We start from the raw sequence: 21,223 nt of genomic DNA on the forward strand, positions 1-21,223 counted from the left end.
CATGACGGATCTGGTTGAGCGATTGGTGCCGGACGAGCTGTGGACGCTGTTTCGGCGGGTGGTTCCGCCAATGCAGGTCATACGCCCGCAGGGTGGTGGGCGACGGCGGGCCGGGGACCGCGAGTGCCTGGCGGCGATCGTCTTCGTGGCCACCTCGGGCTGCACCTGGCGGCAGTTGCCTCCGGTGTTCGGTCCGGCCTGGCCCACGGTCTACCGGCGCTTCGCCCAGTGGAGCCGGGAGCGGGTCTGGGCCCGGTTGCACCGAGTCATCCTCGACGAGCTCGGTGCCCGGGGTGAGCTGGACTGGTCTCGGTGCGCGATCGACTCCGTCAGTGTCCGGGCGGCAAAAGGGGGCCACTGACCGGACCGAATCCGACCGACCGCGGCAAGCCGGGATCGAAAATCCACCTGATCACCGATCGGAACGGACTGCCGCTGTCGCTGGGTGTCTCCGGTGCGAATATGCACGACAGTCTCGGCCTGGAGCCGCTGGTGCGCGGTATCCCGCCCATCCGCTCCCGTCGCGGCCCGCGGCGCCGGCGCCCGGCCAAGCTCCACGCCGACAAGGGCTACGACTACGACCACCTGCGTCGATGGCTGACCAAGAGAGGTATCCGTCACCGCATCGCCCGCAAGGGCATCGAGTCCTCCAAACGGCTGGGCCGCCACCGCTGGGTCGTCGAGAGAACGGTCTCCTGGCTCTCCGGCTGCCGACGCCTGCACCGCCGCTACGAACGCAAGGCCGAGCACTTCCTCGCCTTCGTCGGTCTAGCAGCACTTCTGATCGGCTACCGCCGCCTGGCTAGGACCATCAGGGCCTGAGTTGTCTCCGCTGGGGATCGAAGCAGATCAGCCCCATCGAGTCGGCGAGGGCTGCCGCATAGGCGGACGCCTCTTCCGCCCTGTCCCACCGCAACGCGAAATAGATGACTGGGCCCTTAGCCTCACCGATCAACGGCCCTGCGGCCCAAGGGGACGTTTCCTCCACATCCTCGGTGATGTCACACCACCGCTCCAAAAGGGCTCCGACGTAGGCCGCGACGCGTTCGGACGGAGGTTCCTCGTCCTCACCCTCGAGATAGCGGTCGTACAGGTCGCTGAAGACCCGGCAGGCGATCTTGTCGTCCGCCGGTCGCTCGCCTTCCCAGACAGCTAGGTCGTAGCTCATGCCCGGAGGCTCTCACACCGCACTGACAGCCAAAAGAAACGATGTCTTAGTGTCGCCTTCTGCCCGGGGTCGGCCTCAGCAATGGCACCCAACCGACCCCCTACCTTTTGGTCACTCTGACATGAATGTGACTCAATCCTGCGTAGCATGCCGTGTTGGTCTGAGATCCTGGAGACCGATCGAGAGGAGCCGCAGGGATGGAGTGGAAGACCCACGGTGAGCGACAGATCTACACCAACAAGTGGGTGAACCTGTGCTTGGTGGACGTCCAGCAGCCTGACGGGCGCAGGTGGGAGTACCACGTCGTTCGCCTCCGGCACTTGGCCGTGGCCGCCGTGGTCAACGACCGTCAAGAGGTGCTGATGATGTGGCGGCACCGCTTCATTACGGACTCGTGGGCCTGGGAGTTGCCCATGGGCCTGGTCGAGGAGGGCGAGTCTCCGGAGGAGGCTGCGGCCCGCGAAGTACTCGAAGAGACGGGTTGGCGGCCTGGTCCCATCAAACCTCTGATCTACGCCGAGCCGGCCAACGGCATCACCGACTCGCAGCACCACGTCTTCCGTGCGGACGGCGCGACTTATGACGGTCCGCCTACGGAGAAGAACGAGTCTGACCGGATCGAGTGGATCCCCCTCAGTGAGGTGCGCGGGATGATCGACCGCCGCGAGATCGTCAGCAGCGGGTCTCTCGTCGGGCTTCTCTACCTGCTCATGGATGAAGCGATCCGCTGACCGGTGGGAGGACTGCCCGTAGCCGTGCCTCGAAGGCCAGGGCTACGGGCTCCTGCCTGTGCGGGGCCAACTGGTCGTAAAACTCCCTGAGATGGCCCGAGACCCGCTCGGAGGCTACTGCCGACGCGGACTCCAGCGCTTGCGTGGCGGTACTGCACGCCTGATCAAGCTTGCCTTGGTCCAGCTGCGTACGAGCCAACCAGAACGCGTGAAACGCCCGGCCGCGCTGATTGGTGCGGGCTTCCCGGCGCAACGCATCCGCGATCAATGGTTCAGCCATCGCTGCTTCGCCGAGTCGGCCGTGGGCAATGCCCGTGTCCACTATGAGCTTCAGTTCGTCGAAGTAGGTCACCCATGACGGGTCCGGGTCGCTCGCCTGGATCCGCTCGAACTGGCTGTGCGCTTCCCCGATTGCTCGGTGAGTCGACGTCTGGCTGCCGAGCGTGGCATGGGCGAACGCCTCTCGCATGGACAGCATCGACAGCACTCGCGGCGTCGTGCCGAGAGCTGAGCGGGCCTGGTCCTGGGCGGCGGTCACAAGTGCCAGGGAATCCGCGGGCTTGTCCTGGTAGGTCGCCTGCAAGCTCATGCAGGCCAGGACGTTGGCCATGAACTGGCGGTCGTCGATCTCCTTGGCCAGTTGCAGGGCCTCGGTGAAATACGCGCGGGCCTGGTTGTACTGGCGGGCGTCGAAGTAGGTCCAGCCAGTAAGGCGTGCCAGCTCGGCCGCGATTCCGTACAAGCCGTTCTGGATGGACGGCGGTCGGCTCTCCTTCAGAAGTCCGACCACGTAGCGCAGTTGGCCGACTACGGCTGGCCTCAGGGCCTCGCCGCCATGCTGGTCGTCCCTGCGCCAGTAGTCCTCGATGGAGGACCGGAAGGCTTCGAGCGTGGCCGCGCTGAGGTTGGTCCTGGTGGCCAACGCCAAGATGCTGTCCACGTCCGGACCCGGCAGGGACGCAGGTGCCTGCTCATGCGGCTCCGGTACCTGCGATGCCTCGCGCTCGGTGACCGCAAGAGCCTGCGGCGTCTCCCAAGGACGGCGGGCAAGCCCCAGCATGCCCCCTGGGATGCGCAAGCCGTCCGAGATGCGCTCGATCACGTCCATATGGAGCAACTGGCGGCGTCCAGCGATGACTTCGCCGACCCGGCTCGGAGTCAGCTCACATCGCCTGGCGATCATCGACGGGTAGATGCCCGCTCTCGTCTTCACCAGCCGAAATACTCTGGCGAAGTCCCGTACCCGGCACGCATTGATCATCTCGGGATCGGTGAGCAGCCGGGCAGGCAGTTCCTGCGGCCGGTCGGCGTCGGGCATTGGGCAAGCTCCCACACTGCGAGGGCTACGCAACGTCGCGGATTCTCTACTTGCCGCGATGTTACCCAAGTTGGGTAATCAGCCTGACCTTTTGGCGGGGGTACCCGGATCGCGATGCTCGTGTGCATGGCGAGCAATCAGCAGACCAGACCAGCCGTCGGTGAACTGGCGAAAGACAGTGTCACCGGACGTATCGGCGTCGTCATGGGCGAGATCGGTGGCCGCGTGCAGATGCGGCCGGTCCGTGGCGGCAAGGAGTGGGATGCCCTGCCGGACGACGTGGCGGCACCCAGTGCGCGCGAGGAACTGAGCGCACGTCTGGCCGTACGGAACGGCAACAGCCGGGTCCCGCTGTGATGCGCGCCATCGGCCGGTATGCCGGGGTCCTGTTCATCATCTGCATCAGCGGTTCGTGCGGTCTGGTGATCGGCATGGCCCTCGGGACCGGCCAGTAGACCGGCCGCCCCGGACGGGTGCCGACCGCACGGCTCCCCGTCCCCGTCCGGGGCCGGCCACCAAGCCCGCTTCCCGATCGTCTCTGAGCCGAGCTCGGCGATCAGGGCGGGTTGTACGTGCCACGCACCATCTCACCTGAGGAGATTGCACATGACGGCAACAGCGAACGATCAGAAGACCGGTCGCGCGGTGGCTGGTGAAGAACTGTTCGAGAGCCTGGCCCGCTTCGTGGTCAACCACAACGAGCAGTCCCCCGAGCGCGCCGAGCGGATCGCGGACCAGGCGGTGGCGTTCCTGGTCACGGCGGCCACCGCCACCGTCCCCATGGTCCCGTCCGATGACGTCGACCTCGGCCTTCACGCGCTCATCCTGCACACGAAGGAATACGCCGTGCTGTGCGAGCAGTACGCCGGTCGCTTCCTGCACCACAACCCGACGCCCGGCGGCGGAACCCGCGACCTGGAGAAGGTCGCCGCCTCCGCTCGCGCCATGAAAGCGGCCGGGTTCGTGGTCTTCGACGACCTGTGGACCGTGGACGGCACGAACCTCGCACAGTGCGACTCGGACTGCGGCCGTCCCTACGGTCAGGCGTAGCACACGACAACAGCGACGCGGCCGGCCTCGACTCGTAGTCGGCCGCGCTCGCCGGAAGGAGAAAGAGACCTTGCCCGGCCCAACCCCTGAACTCCCGATCGTGGTGCTCGACGCGCTCATGCCCACGGCCCAGCGCCTGGTTATCAACCGCCGGGGCTCCACAGTCTGGGAAGTGGACGGCCCTCGCGGCCACTACGCCGTGAAGCTCGGCCATCCGATCGAAGCCACAGCCGAGTGGCCCGCCCAGCCCTGGACCGCTCTCGCCCCCGCACGCGAGGGCGCCGTCCTGCATCGCCTCGGGCTCAACGGGATCGCGTACGGCGAATGGGAGCACGGCACTTGGAACTTCCAGCCTTGGCACGAAGGGCCAGACCTCTACACGCTGTGGGAGCCATGCCGTAAGCAGGGCTCGTCCATCAAACCCCACATCAGTGTGGCGCGAGGATGCGCCGAAGCTCTGGCCGATCTCCACGTAAGAGGCTGGGCACACGGTGATGTGCAGCCCGCCCACTTCATCATCGGGCCGGAACGCACGCATCTCATCGACCTCGCCTTGGCCCGGGGCGGACAGGTACCCGAGGGGTACGACTTCCCGTTCCGCGGATGCCTCGTCCACTACGAGGCACCGGAGATCGCGCGCAGCGTGCTCGACACCGGGGAAGCCGAGCCGACGCAGGAGGCCGACATCTACGCGCTCGGGGCCTCCCTGCTCATCTCCGCCACAGGCTGGCGCGCGGTCGAGTACCCGGACGATGCTCCGCGCCCCGTGCAGCGAGAGGCAGTGGCCAACGGCCGACGTCGGCCCGTGAAAGTGCCCGGTGAGCTGGGCGAACTGGTCGACACCATGCTCAGCCACGCTCCGGAGGATCGGCCCACCATCTACGAGGTGGTCAAAGCCCTGATCTGACCCCGACGCCCCGACTCGTCTCGCGCCACCCGTGCGCGGACGCCAACAACAAAAGACCGGACCACCCCTCAGCCTGGACAGCATTCCGGGTGGTCCGGTCGTGGAAGCCCTGATCAGGACCCCGGTGCCGATGGTACCGGGGCGGTCGGCGTGCGCGGATTCGGGTGCGGCTACAACCCCTGCTTGCTGTTGTCGAGTTAGAGAGGAGGCCTGTTGAAGTTCGGTCATTGGAAGCACAGTTCGGACCTGAGCCACCGAAAGTCAGCCACGGCGGCGGGAGCGCCGAACGAGCACCCGTCACGTGTGCCTCCAGCAACCCCGTTCCGGCCTCAGCCACGCTTTCCGATTGTGAAACCGTGGTCAGCCGGACGGCGCGGTCACGCTTGGTCGGGCTCGGCCTGGTCCTGGTCGTGGTCCTGGTGCTCGGGCTGGTCGAGTTGCTTCCTGGCCTGGCTGTCTGCCTTGGCGGTGTTGCGCGCTGAGTGGCCGGGGGCCGGCGCAGCGGTGGCGGAGACAGGGAGCGGCGGCGGCCCGTGGCCGCCAGCGCGCGCGGGCCGCCGCAGGCGGGCCGCCTTGATCCAGTAAAGAAACTCTGAACAGCACCGCAGGGCAGTGGTTGTCCGGTCCCGGGAGATGCTTGACACTTCGATCCCAGCTGATGGTTGACGGTGGCCGTGATCGGCTTTGCTGTGCGCGTCGTTGCGGTGCGTGTGGGGAGGCCGGGATTGGCTCTGGTGGAGTTGTCGGTTGTCGAGCAGAGATACCGGGCTGTTCTGGCGGTGCTGGCGGGTGCGACGGTGACGGAGATCGCCGCTCAGCTAGGTGTTTCCAGGCAGACCGTGAGCGGGTGGAAGTCCCGGTATGCCGCGTCGGGCCTGGCTGGACTGGCGGACCGTTCCCGTAGGCCGGCTTCGTGTCCGCATCAGGCGTCTGCCGAGGTGGAGGCGGCTGTGTGTGAGCTGCGGCGCAAGCATCCCCGGTGGGGGCCGCGGCGGATCGCTCATGTGCTGGAGCGGTCCGGGGAGGTGAGCCCGGTGCCGTCACGGATGACGGTGTATCGGATCCTGGTGCGGCATGGGCTGGTGGAGCCGGGGGTCAGGCGCCGGAAGCGGTCGGATTACAAGCGCTGGCAGCGGGACCGTGCCATGCAGTTGTGGCAGATGGACATCGTCGGCGGGGTGATGCTGGTCAACCCGGTCACCGGCGAGCTGACCGAGGCCAAGGTCGTGACCGGCGTGGATGACCATTCCCGGTACTGCGTGATCGCATCGGTGGTCGAGCGGGCGACCGGCCGGGCGGTCTGCGCGGCGTTCGCCCAAGCCTTGCAGACGTTCGGGGTGCCGGAAGAGGTGCTCACGGACAACGGCAAACAGTTCACCGACCGGTTCGGGCAGGGCGGTGAGGTGCTGTTCGACCGGATCTGCCGGGAGAACGGGATCGCGCACCGGCTGACCCAGCCGGCGTCGCCGACCACGACGGGCAAGGTCGAGCGGTTCCATCAGACGCTGCGGCGTGAACTCCTCGACGACTGCGGCGCGTTCGAGAGCATCGCAGCGGCTCAGGCGGCGCTGGATGCGTGGGTGGAGGAGTACAACTCCGAGCGGCCGCACCAGGCCCTGGACATGCAGTCCCCGGCGGACCGGTTCACCCCGGTTCCCGAGCAGGAACGGGACGTGCTGAGCCTGAGGATCCCTGGAGTGCTTGCCCTGGTGCCGCAGCAGCGGACGGCGCCTGTGGTGGTCCCGGATCCGGCCGAAGCGGTGCCTGTTCCCGCCCCTCCCGAGGTGGTGCCGGCGGACGAGGGCGGGCCGGTGGAGTTCGAGCGGGTGGTGCCTGCGAGTGGGAATCTGCAGGTGGCGGGCAAGCAGTTCTGGCTCAGTCCGGCCCGCTCGGGGCTGACGGTGACGTTCTGGGCCGACACCTCGGTGATCCATGTGCTGGTCGCGGGGACGCGGATCAAGACCGTGCGCTCGCACCTGTCCGTCTCTGATCTGGCGGTGCTGGCGGCCCGGGGAGGACGTGCGGCCGGCCCGGCACCGCTGCCTGTCGGCGACGGGGCGGCGTTCGAGGTGGACCGGGTGGTGAACAACAGCGGGCTGGTGGGCCTGGGCGGGCACCAGGTGCTGGCCGCGGAGATTCTCGGCGGCCGCCAGGTGGGCATCCGGATAGACGGTGAGACGCTGTCGTTCTTCGACCTGTCCTCGCGGGAGCTGCTGCGGGTGCGGCCCAACCCGCTCAGCTCCGACGAAGTCCAGCGTCTGCGCGGTCTGCGGCCCGCAGGCCCGCCGCCCAGGCCGAGCGTGGAGCCGGTGCGGGTGCAGCGGCGGATCAGCGCTGTGGGCACGATCATGGTCTGCCGCCAGAGCGTCTCCCTCGGCCGCCCCTACGCAGGCCAGACGGTGACCGTGCACGTGTCGGACGCGACCCTCACCGTCCACCTGGACGGCCAGGTCCGCGTCATCCAGCGCACCACCGACATTCCCGTCCGCCACGTGAAGGCGAACAAACCCCGTGAAGTTTCCGATGTTGTCTAGGCCCACCGTCAAGCATCACCTGGGACCAGAACGTCAGCCATCACCTGGGACTAGACACCGCAGGGCAGTGGTCGCGCAACCTGAGAGACACGGTGCCGTGGGCAAGCCCCGGCGGTCCGAGCAAGCACGGTACGGAACAACGGCACGGCGGCAAGCGGGGAGCAATGAGCGAGCACATACCGGACAACGAAATGGGGTCGACCAGCATTCACGTCGGGGACACGGATCAGGTTGCCGCGCTGATCAAGGAGATGCGGGCCATGGTCGTCCGCCTCAGGAGGGACACCAGGGAGTTGCGAGAGGAAGTGGCCCAGCTCAGGACTACGGCTTCGACCGCTGAGCCTTCAACTCCTCGACCTCACGCCGCAGTTCCTGATGATCAGCGCTGAGGGCACGGATTTCGTCCCGTAGAGCTGTGAGCATGTCAGCGAGGGTGGCCCCGGCGGCTTCGGCGTCGTCGGGCCTTCCCTCCCCCTGCTCTGTCTGGCTGGGCTTCTCGCCCTTGTTCGCCAAGTACCAAGCCGGTGCGGTGTAGTTCACCGAGAACTCGCCGCCGGCGTCGTGGTCTGCAACGAAGCTGCCCCGACCGTGGATCGTGTAGATCAAGCCCTCATCGCGAAGCACATTGAGCGCCGCCCTCGCGGTCATGTTGGCGACGCCAAAGCGATCCTGTAGCTCGCGAATGGACGGCATCTGCTCGCCGGGCTTGATCCGCCCTTGTAGGACGTCACGCCGAAGCTCGTCGGCAGCGTGCTGATACGGCGGCCGACGGTCCTGCTTGCTGTCTGGCGCGGGGCTCATGGCCCAAGAGTAGCGATTTCTAGCAGCCCTAGCACACCCCAGTGACATAGGTGGCCTATCTCAGATGACATCTAGCTCACCCCACTCACTTGACACTGCTAGGTCAGCTATGTTCAATGGTGATCACGCCCCACCGCCCTGGTGGAGTGCAATCGAGAGGAATCAACTCCCATGGCACGCATCCGTGTTGGCCTGCTCCCCACGTCGTCGTTCATGGTCGGCACCCTGCCGGTGCCGAAGTACGCGGACCAGGAGAAGACGCAGTTCGCGACCGACCGTGAGACCGGCGCGAAGCTCTACACGCTCACCCTCTTCTTCATGGAGGAGGACCGTGCCGAGGCGCTGAAGATCACCGTTCCGGAGACCGGTCTCCCCAACGGCCTCAAGCCCGGTGTGCCGGTCATGCCGGTGGAGCTGTTCGCCACTCCGTGGGCGCGGATCTTCAACGGCTCGCTCTCGGACGGCATCGCCTACCGCGCGGACCGCGTGGACCTGGTCGGCCTCGCTGCCGAGGCAGCGTGAGTGTCAACGCTTCCCAGTCCGGTGCTGAGCGCAGCTACCCGCTGCCTCACGCCGGGCCGGGCGCTTGGTTCACCGACTCACTCGTGACCTCGCTGGCGGCCGTGCTCGTCGGCTACGGCTACCCCCGCCTCGACGCCCAGGCGGATCGGGCGGCCCTCGAATCGGCCCTCGCGGCCTTCCTCTACAAGCCGTTGGAGAAGGACAGATGAAGGACCACAACAACACGGTGGAAGGAGCCTTCGACTTCGCCTCCTCGGTGGTCGGCCTGGCCCTGGCCGTGCTCGTCGGATGGACGACCTGGTGGGTGGTCCGCTACCTGCACGCCGACGCCATGACCCGGCAGTCCATCCGGCAGGCCGTACGCATCAGGCGGGGCTGGAAGCGGCTCGCGCCGATGCTCAAGCTGTCGGCCACGGACAAGACCCCGACCGCGCTCGCGTCGCTGGCGAACACGGACGGCAAGCCCATCAGGCCCCGTGTTCTCATACCTGCCTTGAAGGTCACGCACGACGCGTACGGGGTGATCGCGCGGGCGAACTGCCTGCCCGGCGTGGGCTTGCAACAGTTCCAGAAAGCCGCCCCACACCTGGCGGATGCCTGGAGATGCACGCGGGTCGCAATCACCCAGGACAAGCCCGGACGGGTCCTCATCCGAGGTGTACGACTCGACCCATTGAAGTTCCCCACCGAACATCGACCCACGGGTGACGAGCCGACGAGACGGCTCGGTGGGACCTGGGCCTCGACGAGTACGCACAGCCCGTGTCCGTGAACCTCACGCAGGTGCCCGGCGTCACCGTGGCCGGCCTCCCCGGCTTCGGCAAGACCAGCCTGATCAACCGGCTTCTCTCCGACTGGGCGCCGTCGCCCGCAGTGCAGTTCGCCTGCGCGGACGGCAAGGTGTCGGCTGCGTACGAAGGCGACTACGCGGATTGGGTCCAACGCATGTTCGCCTTCGTGGGCGATGACCTGGAAGAGGCCAACAAGCTGTTCCGGCACCTGGTGGAGCTGCGCCGCGCCCGGTCGGCGTCGGTGCGCCAAGTGCTCGGAGTGAAGTCCATGTGGGACGTCGGCCCGTCCGAGAATTGGCCCCTGGTCGTGCTGATCGTCGACGAAGCCCACACATACTTCCGCGACCACAAGGGCAGCGACCAACAGACGAAGAAGCTGGCCGCGCTCGCCGCCGAGAACGCCCGGCTCGTGGAAGACCTGGTGAAGAAGGGCCGGTCCGTAGGGCTGCTCACCATCCTCACCACCCAGAAGTCCACGGGCGACGCAATCCCCACCTTCATCCGCGACGTGTGCCCCGTGGGCCTGAGCTTCGCCCAGAAGACTGCCGAAGCCGCCGTGGCCGCGCTCGGCGAGGAGATCCGGGAATGGCCCGACGCCAACCCGATCAACCTCCAGGACCCCACCTACGTCGGCGTCGCGTCCATGAACCACCAGTCACAGCCCGGCTTCACCCGCATCCGCACGCCCTACGTACCCGACGCTGAAGCGGCTCACGTCGCCGAACAGACGGCGAACCTCACCGCCGACCCATCCGCCCTCCTCGAAGCCTTCCTCGGCCTTCCCATGGCGGACGTGAACCTCACCAAGCTCGACGCCTGAGCAGCCTGACCTACATCGCCCGCACGTTCCCGACACCCCAGGAGAGGAGGTGAATACGCATGACAGAGGACCGGATCACTCAGCGCACCATCACGGCCGTCATGATCGTCATTGCCGCGTTGGCGTTCGTCTTCTCCTTCGGCAACGTCTGGTCCCTCGCCCTGCGCCTGGGCGTCCCCGGCCCGATCGCACCGCTCATCGCTCCGATGGTGGACCTCTCCGTGGTCGGCCTCCTGGTCGCCCTGCGCTACCTCTCCCTGCGCGGCCTGCCCGCCGACCAGATGACGGCTGCCACCCGTCTGATGCACTTCTCCGGACTGCTGACCCTGGCCCTCAACGTCGCCGAGCCCATCGTCGCCGGACACTACGGCCGCGCCGCCGTTGACGCGGTGGCCCCGCTGCTCCTCCTCGGCTGGGGCTCCGTCGGCCCCCAGCTCCTGCGCGCCTTCCACACCGTTGCGCGCCCCGCCGAACCCGCGTCCCTGGCGGACGAGATCGAGTCGAAGCCTGAGACGGCTCCTGACGCATCCCGCCCTGCGGTGCCCCTCACCATTGCGGCCCCGGTTCCGGTCGCTCCTCACGTCGCCCCGGCTCCCGCTTCGCCTGCGGTCAAGGTGCCTGAGCCGCTGCTGACCGAAGCACGCTCCATCGCCACGTCCCACCACGCCGAGCACGGCGAACCGATCACGGCGGCCCAGCTCAAGGCGCGACTCGGGATCGGCCTCCCCATGGCCACCGCGCTTCACGCCGCTCTGTAGGGCCTTCCGCCGGCCTTCCCGGCACATCCCACCGCTGCCCACTCCCTGGGCCGACCTGCCATGCCTGCGGGCAGCAGCCCGAGCGCACTGAATCGCTGCTGCCCGCACGCCCACCCTCGTGCCAGAAAGGACACCCCGCCACTCATGCGCCGCCCCCTCGACGTGCGCCACATCATCAGCCCCGGCCTGCGGGACCTGGTCGAGCTGGCCAACACACACGACTTCGACCGCGTGACGGAACAGGTCCGCAACCTGCGCGGCTGCACCAGCCCCGTCAACCTGCACGGCTGGACGGTCACCACCGACCAGACCACCAAGCAAGTGGTCCGCTCCTACCGCTCTGAAGACGAACCCTCCGGACGCCTCCTCACCGCCTGCGGCAACCGCCGGGCCTCCCGTTGCCCGGCCTGCTCCCGCCTCTACGCGGCCGACACCTACCACCTGATCAAGGCCGGGCTGTCCGGCGGCAAGAACGTCGCCGAAGCCGTCCGCGACCACCCCCGCGCATTCGTCACCCTCACCGCCCCGTCGTTCGGCCCCGTCCACAACCGCCCCACGACCGACGCGGGCAAGCCCCGTCCCTGTGCATGCGGCGAAAGCCACCCCCAGGACGCGCCCGAACTCGGCACTCCACTCCACCCGGCAAGCTACGACTACACCGGCGCCGTTTTGTGGAACGCCCACGCTGGGGCGCTGTGGGCACGCTTCACCACCTACCTGCGCCGCGCCCTCGCCGAGCACCTCGGCATGACACAGAAGGCGCTCAACGCGGCGCTCCGCGTCTCCTTCGCCAAGGTCGCCGAGTACCAGCAACGCGGCCTGGTCCACTTCCACGCGGTCGTCCGCTTAGACGGCCCCGACGGCCACACCACCTCGCCCCCGGCCTGGGCCACCTTCGACGCACTCAGCGTCGCCGTCGATCTGGCGGTCGAGCGTGCCCGGCTCATGGTCGAGTCGGACGCGGTCGGCGAACGCGTCATCAGATGGGGCGGCCGCTTCAAGGTTGACGAGATCTCTGCCCTGGGCGACGGCGAACTCACGGACGCCAAGGTCGCCGGATACGTCGCCAAGTACGCCACCAAGAACGCGGAAGGCGCGGGCACCGTAGACCGCACCCTCATGTGCCGCCCCTGCGCCGGACGGGGCCACGTACGAGGCCCTGACGGCTTCCGTGACCTCTGCGCCGACTGCGACGGCACCGGCCAAGCCGAACCCCTCACCAGCCTCCCCGTCCAGCAGCACGCCCGGCAGATGATCCGCACCGCCTGGGCCCTCGGCCACCTCCCCGAGTTCGCCCACCTGAAGCTCTGGAAGTGGGCACACATGCTCGGCTTCCGCGGCCACTTCTCCAGCAAATCCCGCGCGTACTCGACCACCCTCGGCGCGCTCCGCGACGTACGCCGCGCCTGGCGCACCGCCCAAGCCGAAGCCGCCCGCATCCGCGCCGGCCTCCCCGTGGACGACGAGAACACCACCCTCGTCACCGCCTCCTCGTGGACCTACCTCAGCAGCGGCTACCGCCCCGGCGAAGAGCTCCTCGCCGCCCAGATACGCCATGACAGTGCCCACACCGAACGCCTCAAGTCCGAAGGAGAACCCTGGCTGTGACCACTCCGACCACCGCCGACAAGCGAACGCTGACGCTGGTCGAAGCACTCGCTGAGATCAGGGTCTCCCGCGCAGCCTTCTACCGAATGCGCGCCCGGGGCCAGGCACCGAGGCACCTGAAGCTCCCCAACGGCCAGATACGTATCCGCCAGGCCGACCTCGACGCCTGGTTCGACGGCTGCGAGGTGCAGGAAGCATGCTGACCTACGACGTTCAGGTCTGGGGCATCCGCAAGCGCCCAAACCGTGCGGCGGCGTACCAGCTCCGTTGGCGCGTCGGTCCGCGCCCCTTCTCCAAGAGCTACAAGATCAAGGCCCAGGCTGACGGGCGCCGTGCAGAGCTGCTCACTGCCCTGCGCAACCGTGAGCAGTTCGACACGGAGACCGGTCTTCCCGCCTCGGAGGTGCAGGCGCTCAACTCCGCCACCTGGTACGCCCACACCCGTACGTACGCGGAAATGAAGTGGTCCGGTGCCTCGGCCAAGCACCGCGCGAGCATCGCTGACACGCTGGCCACCATCACGCCGAAGCTGGTCAAGGACAACCGCGGGGCCCCTGCTCCCAAGGTGCTCCGCATCGCCCTCTACTCGTGGGTCTACCGCTTCGTCCTCGGCAACGACGGAACGCTGAAGCCTCGCATCGACGTCGAGGAACCTCCCGCCGACATCGTGGCGGCGCTGGACTGGATCAGCCGAAAGTCTGTCGACATCACCGCGCTCAACACGCCTTCGGTGGTGCGTGCGGCGCTCGACGCTCTGAAGCTGAAGCAAGACGGCACGGCCGCTGCCGAGAACACGGTGAATCGCAAACGGACAGTCTTCAGCAACTGCCTCCGGTACGCGGTGGAACGGGAGTTGCTGGCGACCCTGCCCCTCGACAAGGTCGACTGGACCCCGCCCGAAACTGACGACGAGATCGACTTCCGGTTCGTGCCCGGCCCGAAGCTGGCGAAGGCGCTGATCGACGCTGTAGGCGAGCAGGGGGCACGGGGACGGCACCTCGTGGCGTTCTTCGGCTGCCTCTACTACGCGGCCAACCGCCCTGGGGAGGCGGCCAATCTCCGGGAAGACGACTTCACCTTGCCCGAAGATGGCTGGGGGGAAGTGCTGCTGTCGACGAGCACACCCCGAGTCGGCTCCGGGTGGACCGACACGGGCGAGTCGTTCGATACGCGCGGCCTGAAGAAGCGGGCCCGCAAGGCGACCCGACCTGTACCGATTCCCCCCGTCCTCGTGCGCCTGGTCCGCGAGCACATCAAGGAGTTCGGCATTGCGGAAGACGGCCGGCTGTTCCGTGCGGCCCAAGGTGGCGGCCTGCTGTCCAAGGAGTACGGGGAGGTTTGGAAGGCCGCTCGACTCGTGGTGCTGACCGAATCTGAAGCGGCTTCCCCCCTGGCTGACGTGCCGTACTCCCTGCGCCACGCGGGCGTCTCGCTCTGGCTTGAGTCCGGCGTCTCCCCGGCTGAGGTCGCACGCCGGGCAGGCCACAGCATCGCAGTCCTGTTCCGCTTCTACGCAAAGGCGATCCACCGCAACCAGCAGCACGCGAACCAACAGATCGAGCGGGCCTTGGGGGCTGCTGACGGCGAATAGGCCAAACGGCACTCCGGCAACAGGTGCCACCCTCATCCTTACCGGGGAGAGGGTGGCACCTTCCGGCGCTTCTAGGTTGACTGCCCTGTCAGTGCTGACTCGTACTATCTCGGGCCATGCAAGAACCGACAGATACCATGCTCGCCTATCTGAACAGGGAGATCCTCTTACCAGATGGTTGGCCACCCCTGAGCTGCGCTTTCGAGTTCCCAGGTGGGCGGCCGAGTCATCTGCCGAGATCGCCCGGGGTGTACGCGTTCCTTGTAAACGATGGGCGCCCGCTGCTGTACCCCAAGGGCGAATCCGCGATCATCTACTTCGGTAAGGCATCTGGTGGCGAGGGCCTCAGAGGCAGGCTCATGGACCACTGGCGTGAGCTGACATACAGGATCGAAGATGATCCTCAGGGGCAGAGCCACCCGTACCACACCGCGTATGAGTGGATGGCTGCCAGGGGTGGCTTGTGCGTCTACTCCCAGGCCCCAGCTCGAGTCGGCGCTAGGAGCCCGGCGTGGGTTGAGTCGGTGCTGATAGGACGCTTTCGGTGGGTGCTCCGGGCTCGGCCCGTCGCCAACAGTATGGGCTGATAGGTCGGTCGTCGCTCAAACGATGGGGCACCAGCCACCGACTCCGCCAAGAGCACCCCAACGTTAGCCATTAGCCGCTGACCAGCAGGTTCCCGGTCCCCGTCCGCAGGTTCTTGGTCCACGCCTGGTCCACACTCAGTGATCCACAACGGGACAGAGCCGGATCAAGGTGAGACAGGACTCACGCAGAAGGGGTGCCCCTCAGTGAGAGGCACCCCTTCTGACCAGCACGTCTATGACCTGCGCGGAGGCGGTGAGATTCGAACTCACGGTGACATCGCTGCCACGACGGTTTTCAAGACCGTTCCCTTAGGCCGCTCGGGCACGCCTCCCCGCGCCGCTGGTGATCGGCGGCGCGGGGACAAGAGTAACGGGTGGGCCCGCGCGCGTGGGGGTCAGTTGGTGCCGAACCGGGGAGGTACGCGCGCGTGGGTTCGAGGGAGGCAGTTCGGATCGTCCCGGGGTGTCAGCTGTCGCCCTTGCGGGAGGCGAGGGTGAGGTCGACGGTGTGGGACTTGCCGCTGCGCTCGTAGGTGATCGTGACCTTGTCGCCGGGCTTGTGGGTCCAGATCTCGCCGATGAGGGTCGGGCCGCTGTCGATCACCATGTCGTCGAGCTTGGTGATGACGTCGCCGGGCTTGAGGCCGGCCTGGTCCGCCGGGCCGCCGGACTCGATGGCGGCGGCATCGTTCGCACCCTTGTCGGTGATCTTCGCGCCGCCCGTGGACTCCTCCAGGGAGACGGACGCGCCGATCTTGGCGTACACGGGCTGGCCCGTCTTGATCAGCTGCTGGGCGACGTACTTGGCCTGGTTGATCGGGATGGCGAAGCCGAGACCGATCGAGCCGGACTGGGTGGTGCCGCCCAGGCCTCCGCCGCCGGTGGACTGGATCGCGGAGTTGATGCCGATGACGTTGCCCGAGGCGTCCAGCAGCGGGCCGCCGGAGTTGCCCGGGTTGATCGAGGCGTCCGTCTGCAGGGCGCTCATGTAGGAGGAGGTGCTGTTGGTGCCGTCGGAGGAGGCCACCGGACGGTTCTTCGCGCTGATGATGCCCGTCGTGACCGTGTTGGACAGGCCGAAGGGGGCGCCGATCGCGATCGTCGAGTCGCCGACCGCCACCTTGTCGGAGTCGCCCAGGGCGAGGGGCTTCAGGTCCGTGGGGGCGTTCTTGAGCTTGATGACGGCGACGTCGTAGCCCTTGGCGTGCCCGACGACCTCGGCGTCGTACTTCTTGCCGTTGGGGAAGGTGGCCGTCACCTTGCCGCCGTCGACCGCGTCCGCGACGACGTGGTTGTTGGTGACGATGTGCCCCTGGGTGTCGAAGACGAAGCCGGTGCCGGTGCCGCCCTCGCCGTTGCTGGACTCGGCCTCGATGGTGACGGTGCTGGGCAGCGCCTTGGCGGCGACCCCGGCCACCGTGCCCGGGTCGCGCTTGACGTCACCACCGTTGGTGGAGGCGGAGACGGTCGTCGAGCCGCTGTCGTCGTCGTTCTTGGCCAGCGTGTAGCCGAGGCCGCCGCCCAGGCCGCCCGCGACCAGCGCGGCGACCAGGATCGCGGCGGCAAGGCCGCCGCGGCCACGGCGGGACTTGGGCGCGGGCTGCTGGTAGGCGGCGCCCCAGACGGTCCCGTCACCCCCACCGAGCCCGCCGGCTCCGGCGTCGCCCGGTACGCCCGCTCCGAGCTCTCCGGAACCGGGGGCGCCGTACGCGTGCGCGCCTGCGCCGGAGTCGGCGTACACCGGAGTGGCCGGGGGCGGGGTCGGCCAGTCGTCCCCGGGGGCGGCCGGGGAGGCCTGCGGTGCCGAGGAGGGCACCTGCGCGGCGGTCGGCGGCGGCCAGTCGCCGTCGGCCGGCGCCGGTGCGCCCTGGGGCACGGTGGGCGGCGGCCAGCCGCTCTCGGGCGCGCCCGCCGCGGAGGCCGGGGGAGCCGGGATGGCTTCCGGCGCCTGCGGGGAGGCCGAGGGAGATTCCACCGGCACGGGGGGTGCGGACGGGGCCGGGGGTACCTGGGTGCCCTCGTTCTTGCCCTCGTTCTCGGTGCTCACAGCTCTTCTCCTCGATCCACGGCTGTTGTCGTCGGTCGCACTGGGTCACGCTCGTCCGCGCTCGTCGCGCTTTGTCGCACGCTCTGTCGTCGACCCGGCGCGCTGAAGCTGTGCATGTGCTTTTGCACGCCTCAGCTTTTCCCACGGGCCGTCAGAGCACCATAAGCGGTGGCTGTGGGTCCATGGCCATTCCTTATATGGGTCATTACGTACAATAAGTGCGCATCCTCCAAACATCTCAGAGGGTTCTCAGACGACCGGGCGCCGGTGGCACGATGACGCGGTGACCCACGCACGGCAGCACCATATTCAAGTCGTCGCTCACCGCGGGGCCTCCGAGGAGGCCCCCGAGCACACCCTGGCCGCGTACAAGAAGGCGATCGAGGACGGTGCGGACGCCCTCGAGTGCGATGTGCGGCTGACCGCCGACGGCCATCTCGTCTGTGTACATGACCGTCGTGTCAACCGTACGTCCAACGGCCGCGGAGCCGTCTCCGCCCTGGAACTCGCCGATCTCGCGGCGCTGGACTTCGGATCCTGGAAGACACGGGAGGCGCGCGAGGCCTGGCAAGCGCGCGAGGAGGATCCCGACTGGGAGGTCCGGCCGGAGGATCGCGAGGAGACCTCAGTGCTGACCCTGGAGCGGCTGCTGGAGCTCGTCTCTGACGCGGGACGCCGGGTGGAGCTGGCGATCGAGACCAAGCATCCGACGCGCTGGGCCGGACAGGTGGAGGAGCGGCTGCTGGTGCTCCTGAAGCGGTTCGGCCTGGACGCGCCGGCCTCGGCGGCCGAGTCCCCGGTGCGGGTCATGAGCTTCTCGGCCCGCTCGCTGCACCGTGTGCGAGCCGCCGCGCCCACGATGCCGACGGTCTACCTGATGCAGTTCGTCTCACCCCGGCTGCGCGACGGACGGCTGCCCGCGGGGGTGGAGATCGCCGGCCCCTCGATCCGGATCGTGCGCAACCACCCGGCGTACATCGAGCGCCTGAAGCGGGCCGGTCACCGGGTGCACGTGTGGACCGTGAACGAACCGGAGGATGTCGATCTCTGCGTCGAGCTGGGCGTCGACGCCATCATCACCAACCGCCCGCGCGCGGTGCTGCGACGACTGGGCCGCTGAGCCCCTTCCCCGCTCTCACCCCTTGAGCCCGTCGCTCGATTTCACAGAAGCCCCAGATCATCCCCAGCGGCACCAGAAGCGTCAGAAGTCCCAACAACACCCCAAGTCCCATCCGTACCTCTTGACCTCACAGCGCGCCTACAGCATCCTCCGTTCTCGGCCATACCATCCAAATCAAGCCACTCACTGACAGGCCCCTCACAGGGAGTGCACCGGCGCGTTCGGTCCGTGTTCGACCATTCCGAATGCGTCACGGGACCCGCATTGGCCGGTTTCCGGTACAGGCCAATGGGGCATCCACACCGTGGCGTGGGGCGAAGGAGGTCTCGGGGGTGGCGTTGGTGGTGGCACAGGAGGTGCCCGCGTCGTCGAGCATGGCCGTACCCCATGGTCCTGCGGGCGTGGGGAACGCGAGACACCGCATGCGCGATCAGTTGCGCAGGGGCGGGGTGTCGGAATCGGTCATCGACGATGCTGTACTGATCCTTTCCGAACTTTTGAGCAACGCGTGCAAGCACGGCAGGCCGCTGGGCGACGCCCTGGCCGGGGACGGCGACGTCCGGGCCGCGTGGCGTGTCGATCAGGGTGGCCGGCTGGTGGTCGAGGTGACCGACGGCGGCGGCCCGACCCGCCCGGCCCCGGCCACCCCCTCCGTCACCGCGCACGGCGGCCGCGGGCTCAACATCATCACGGCCCTGGCCGACGACTGGGGCGTCCGGGACGACTCCCGCGGCGAGGTCACGGTGTGGGTCGTCGTCCACGTGGACGTGTACGACCCCGACGCGGGCTGTCGCCGCGACGACTTCGCGTCCCGGGTCGCGGCCCCGTCGGTGGCGTCGATGCCCGGCCTGGACTTCGCGGACGCGTTCGACGACCTGGACTAGGCCTGTGAACACCCCAAGGCCCGTTGTCCACAGACCGCGGGTTGTCCACAGGTTCCCGTGACGGAGCGTACGAACGGCTAGGCTCCCGCCCGTACCAGACGAGCCGTACCCGGGAGACACCCAGATGGCCAAGAAGCGACCCCAGACGAAGGCCGGACGGCCGCAGCTCACTGACGGCGAGGTCCCGGTCGTCGGCGCGCGGGAGCCCTGCCCGTGCGGCAGTGGCCGCCGCTACAAGGCCTGTCACGGCCGGGCCGCCGCGCATGCCGCGACCGAGCTGGTACAGCGTCCCTTCGAGGGCCTGCCGGGCGAGGGCGACTGGGTGGCGCTGCGCGAACTGGTGCCGGCCGCCACGGTCGGGCTGACCCTGAAGGACGGCCTGCCCGAGGGCGTCCCGTCGGTCACGCTCGCCACGGTGCTGCCGATGGCCTGGCCCGCGCTGCGTCGCGACGACGGCTCGGTGCTGCTCGGCCTGCAGAACGACACGCCGTCGGGCGACATCAGCCGCGACCTGGCGGACACCCTTCAGCGGGCCCTGGAGGCGGACCCCGGCACCCCGGTGCAGGCCCGCCGCGCCCCGGCCGACGGTCCGCGTATGCAGGATCTACTCGATCCCGAAGGCGCGTTCGAGCCAGTCGTCCACAGCGGCTTCGAGTTCTGGGTGCCGGACCCGCAGAACGCCGCGCCGGAGGTGGCGGCCTCTCTGGAGCGGGCCAACGCAGCGGCGATCCCGACCGTGAAGCTGACCGGTGTGGACGCCGCGTACTGGTGCGAGACGCCGGACAAGAACCATCTGCGCTGGGTCATGCCGCACCCGGAGGAACAACTTCTGGACGCCCTCGCGCGGCTGCACGCGGCGGGCCTGTCGAGCCTCGGCGAGGGCACGCGTCTGGTGGGTTCCTTCCGGGCGCACGGCCTGACGGTGCCGGTCTGGGACCTGCCGAGCGCGGTCACCGCGGACGACGTGGAGAAGCCGGCCGCCGAGTTCGCCGAGCGGCTCGCCACGGCCCTGGCCTCGGACACTCCGCTCACGGCCGACGAGCGTCGCGCGCGTGGCGGCCTGACCAACCGACAGGTGACCCTCAGCTGACACACGAGGTCCGAACCCGGCCGCGCTGACCGACCGGTCAGCAGGCCGGGCACCGGCGGCTACGTGACTGCGCTCACAACTGCCGCCCGCACAAGGCGAGTCGGCGCCAGAAGGTTCGATTCGCCGGTGTCCGGAAAGCCGAGGAAAACAGGAGATCGAATTTGCGTAGCGCGGATCTCTTGTTACCGTTCGAGTAGCCCGGTTGCTGGTGCATCCCCCGTCGCCAGCAACCGGGCCTTTCTGCGCGAGGCTCCGTTTACACGGCGCCAGGGCACGTCAACTTCCCGTGTCCGCTTGGGAGTTGCTCCCGGAGCGCAGCAGCAGCGGTCCGTCGTCGCTCGCTCGGGCGAACTCCGCGACCGCCGTGTACGCCGCCAGTTCCCCCCGGGTCCGCTCGTGGGGTGTCTCGCAGGTTTCCGGCTCGTCCTCGGCGGCCACCGCGCAGCTCGTCCGCACCGTTCGGCCCGCGGGCCCCATGAGGCTGAGGAAGGCGTCCAGGGCGCGTCCGGTGGCGTTGCGGTAGTAGGTGCGCGCCCAGGTGTCCTCGCCCTGGGACAGCACGCAGGTCTGCGCCTCCACGCCGTCGGACGAGGTGAGTTCGGGGCCGCAGCGGGCCGCGGTGGCCAGGCCCAGGCCGAGCAGCAACGGGGACCGGGAGGTTGGGACAGGGGGCGCCTTGGGATCCGTACGGTCGGCGGATCGCGCGTCGGGCGCACCGTCGGAGCGCGCGTCGGCGTGCGGGGCCACCGCACCGGCCGCGCGGGTATCGGCCACCTGGGCCGCCCGCCCTTCGTCCTCGGCCGGCCCCGCGGACGCCATGGCCAGGGGCAGTGCGATCGCGCCTGCCACGGCGCCCCCGAGGGCGAGGAGACGAAGGTTCATGTAGCGGAAGATAG

Annotated in this window: 22 protein-coding genes and 1 tRNA gene; 17 read left to right on the top strand and 6 right to left on the bottom strand. The window is 68.4% G+C overall.

Going from position 1 to position 21,223, the window contains the following annotated elements; genetic code table 11:
- Position 1: 1 nt before the first annotated feature.
- A protein-coding gene (locus tag OG289_RS25095; protein WP_442818949.1) for an IS5 family transposase occupies positions 2-822 on the top strand; the annotation gives its coding sequence in 2 pieces (ribosomal slippage) (positions 2-359 and positions 359-822; 822 coding nt in all).
- Here OG289_RS25095 and OG289_RS25100 read toward each other — a convergent pair.
- Positions 812-1,168, bottom strand: coding sequence for a hypothetical protein (locus OG289_RS25100; protein WP_327316272.1), 357 nt, complete (start codon positions 1,166-1,168; stop codon positions 812-814). The genes OG289_RS25095 and OG289_RS25100 overlap by 11 nt on opposite strands.
- A 197-nt stretch (positions 1,169-1,365) precedes the next feature.
- Here OG289_RS25100 and OG289_RS25105 point away from each other — a divergent pair, with 197 nt between their 5' ends.
- Positions 1,366-1,899 (top strand): NUDIX hydrolase, encoded by a 534-nt coding sequence (locus OG289_RS25105; RefSeq protein ID WP_093781077.1) that lies wholly within the window; start codon positions 1,366-1,368, stop codon positions 1,897-1,899.
- Here OG289_RS25105 and OG289_RS25110 read toward each other — a convergent pair.
- Positions 1,877-3,217 carry a hypothetical protein gene (locus OG289_RS25110; RefSeq protein WP_327316273.1) on the bottom strand — a complete coding sequence of 447 codons (1,341 nt, stop codon included), beginning with the start codon at positions 3,215-3,217 and terminating at the stop codon, positions 1,877-1,879. The two genes, OG289_RS25105 and OG289_RS25110, sit on opposite strands and share 23 nt — an antisense overlap.
- Positions 3,218-3,331: 114 nt before the next feature.
- On the opposite strand from OG289_RS25110, the gene OG289_RS25115 reads away from it, so the two are divergent.
- The 4 genes from OG289_RS25115 to OG289_RS25130 all read left to right on the top strand — a co-directional run bounded on the left by OG289_RS25115 (position 3,332) and on the right by OG289_RS25130 (position 7,708).
- Positions 3,332-3,574, top strand: coding sequence for a hypothetical protein (locus tag OG289_RS25115; protein ID WP_327316274.1), 243 nt, complete (start codon positions 3,332-3,334; stop codon positions 3,572-3,574).
- Positions 3,575-3,823: 249 nt separating this feature from the next.
- Positions 3,824-4,267 carry a glycine-rich domain-containing protein gene (locus OG289_RS25120; RefSeq protein ID WP_327316275.1) on the top strand — a complete coding sequence of 148 codons (444 nt, stop codon included), beginning with the start codon at positions 3,824-3,826 and terminating at the stop codon, positions 4,265-4,267.
- A gap of 70 nt (positions 4,268-4,337) precedes the next feature.
- Positions 4,338-5,174, top strand: a complete 837-nt coding sequence (locus OG289_RS25125; RefSeq protein ID WP_327316276.1) for a protein kinase domain-containing protein — start codon at positions 4,338-4,340, stop codon at positions 5,172-5,174.
- A 740-nt stretch (positions 5,175-5,914) separates the two neighbouring features.
- Positions 5,915-7,708, top strand: coding sequence for an IS481 family transposase (locus OG289_RS25130; RefSeq protein ID WP_442819055.1), 1,794 nt, complete (start codon positions 5,915-5,917; stop codon positions 7,706-7,708).
- A 321-nt stretch (positions 7,709-8,029) separates the two neighbouring features.
- On the opposite strand, the gene OG289_RS25135 is transcribed toward OG289_RS25130, so the two are convergent.
- Positions 8,030-8,509, bottom strand: a complete 480-nt coding sequence (locus OG289_RS25135; protein WP_327316277.1) for a GntR family transcriptional regulator — start codon at positions 8,507-8,509, stop codon at positions 8,030-8,032.
- Positions 8,510-8,680: 171 nt separating this feature from the next.
- On the opposite strand from OG289_RS25135, the gene OG289_RS25140 reads away from it, so the two are divergent.
- The 8 genes from OG289_RS25140 to OG289_RS25175 all read left to right on the top strand — a co-directional run bounded on the left by OG289_RS25140 (position 8,681) and on the right by OG289_RS25175 (position 14,599).
- Positions 8,681-9,031: an SCO3933 family regulatory protein gene (locus tag OG289_RS25140; protein ID WP_327316278.1), complete on the top strand. Its 351-nt coding sequence runs from the start codon at positions 8,681-8,683 to the stop codon at positions 9,029-9,031.
- Positions 9,028-9,240, top strand: a complete 213-nt coding sequence (locus OG289_RS25145; protein ID WP_327316279.1) for a hypothetical protein — start codon at positions 9,028-9,030, stop codon at positions 9,238-9,240. Before OG289_RS25140 ends, OG289_RS25145 begins: the two co-directional genes overlap by 4 nt.
- Positions 9,237-9,803: a hypothetical protein gene (locus OG289_RS25150; protein ID WP_327316280.1), complete on the top strand. Its 567-nt coding sequence runs from the start codon at positions 9,237-9,239 to the stop codon at positions 9,801-9,803. The genes OG289_RS25145 and OG289_RS25150 overlap by 4 nt, the downstream gene beginning before the upstream one ends.
- Entirely contained in the window at positions 9,794-10,642 is an 849-nt protein-coding gene (locus tag OG289_RS25155) for a hypothetical protein (protein ID WP_327316281.1), read from the top strand. Before OG289_RS25150 ends, OG289_RS25155 begins: the two co-directional genes overlap by 10 nt.
- Positions 10,643-10,701: 59 nt before the next feature.
- Positions 10,702-11,400 carry a DUF2637 domain-containing protein gene (locus OG289_RS25160; RefSeq protein ID WP_327316282.1) on the top strand — a complete coding sequence of 233 codons (699 nt, stop codon included), beginning with the start codon at positions 10,702-10,704 and terminating at the stop codon, positions 11,398-11,400.
- A 144-nt stretch (positions 11,401-11,544) separates the two neighbouring features.
- Entirely contained in the window at positions 11,545-13,008 is a 1,464-nt protein-coding gene (locus OG289_RS25165; RefSeq protein WP_327316283.1) for a replication initiator, read from the top strand.
- Positions 13,005-13,211: a helix-turn-helix transcriptional regulator gene (locus tag OG289_RS25170; protein WP_327316284.1), complete on the top strand. Its 207-nt coding sequence runs from the start codon at positions 13,005-13,007 to the stop codon at positions 13,209-13,211. The genes OG289_RS25165 and OG289_RS25170 overlap by 4 nt, the downstream gene beginning before the upstream one ends.
- Positions 13,205-14,599 (top strand): tyrosine-type recombinase/integrase, encoded by a 1,395-nt coding sequence (locus OG289_RS25175; protein WP_327316285.1) that lies wholly within the window; start codon positions 13,205-13,207, stop codon positions 14,597-14,599. The genes OG289_RS25170 and OG289_RS25175 overlap by 7 nt, the downstream gene beginning before the upstream one ends.
- 832 nt (positions 14,600-15,431) lie before the next feature.
- Here OG289_RS25175 and OG289_RS25180 read toward each other — a convergent pair.
- Together OG289_RS25180 and OG289_RS25185 are read right to left on the bottom strand one after the other, a co-directional pair.
- Positions 15,432-15,518 (bottom strand) — tRNA-Ser (locus tag OG289_RS25180).
- Positions 15,519-15,652: 134 nt separating this feature from the next.
- Positions 15,653-17,233, bottom strand: coding sequence for a S1C family serine protease (locus OG289_RS25185; protein WP_327316286.1), 1,581 nt, complete (start codon positions 17,231-17,233; stop codon positions 15,653-15,655).
- Positions 17,234-17,516: 283 nt separating this feature from the next.
- Between OG289_RS25185 and OG289_RS25190 the strand changes: the two genes are divergently transcribed.
- From OG289_RS25190 to OG289_RS25200, 3 genes are all read left to right on the top strand, one after another.
- Positions 17,517-18,353 carry a glycerophosphodiester phosphodiesterase gene (locus OG289_RS25190; protein ID WP_327316287.1) on the top strand — a complete coding sequence of 279 codons (837 nt, stop codon included), beginning with the start codon at positions 17,517-17,519 and terminating at the stop codon, positions 18,351-18,353.
- Positions 18,354-18,598: 245 nt separating this feature from the next.
- The gene (locus OG289_RS25195) at positions 18,599-19,237 is read left to right on the top strand and encodes an ATP-binding protein (protein WP_327316288.1); all 639 of its coding nucleotides are present in this window, start codon (positions 18,599-18,601) and stop codon (positions 19,235-19,237) included.
- A gap of 124 nt (positions 19,238-19,361) precedes the next feature.
- Positions 19,362-20,327 carry a DUF5926 family protein gene (locus OG289_RS25200; RefSeq protein WP_327316289.1) on the top strand — a complete coding sequence of 322 codons (966 nt, stop codon included), beginning with the start codon at positions 19,362-19,364 and terminating at the stop codon, positions 20,325-20,327.
- A gap of 276 nt (positions 20,328-20,603) precedes the next feature.
- Here the strand turns inward: OG289_RS25200 and OG289_RS25205 are convergent, their stop codons facing one another.
- The gene (locus tag OG289_RS25205; protein WP_327316290.1) at positions 20,604-21,209 is read right to left on the bottom strand and encodes a hypothetical protein; all 606 of its coding nucleotides are present in this window, start codon (positions 21,207-21,209) and stop codon (positions 20,604-20,606) included.
- Positions 21,210-21,223 lie beyond the last annotated feature (14 nt).

The sequence above is a fragment of the Streptomyces sp. NBC_01235 genome (assembly GCF_035989285.1).
Taxonomy (GTDB): Bacteria; Actinomycetota; Actinomycetes; order Streptomycetales; family Streptomycetaceae; genus Streptomyces.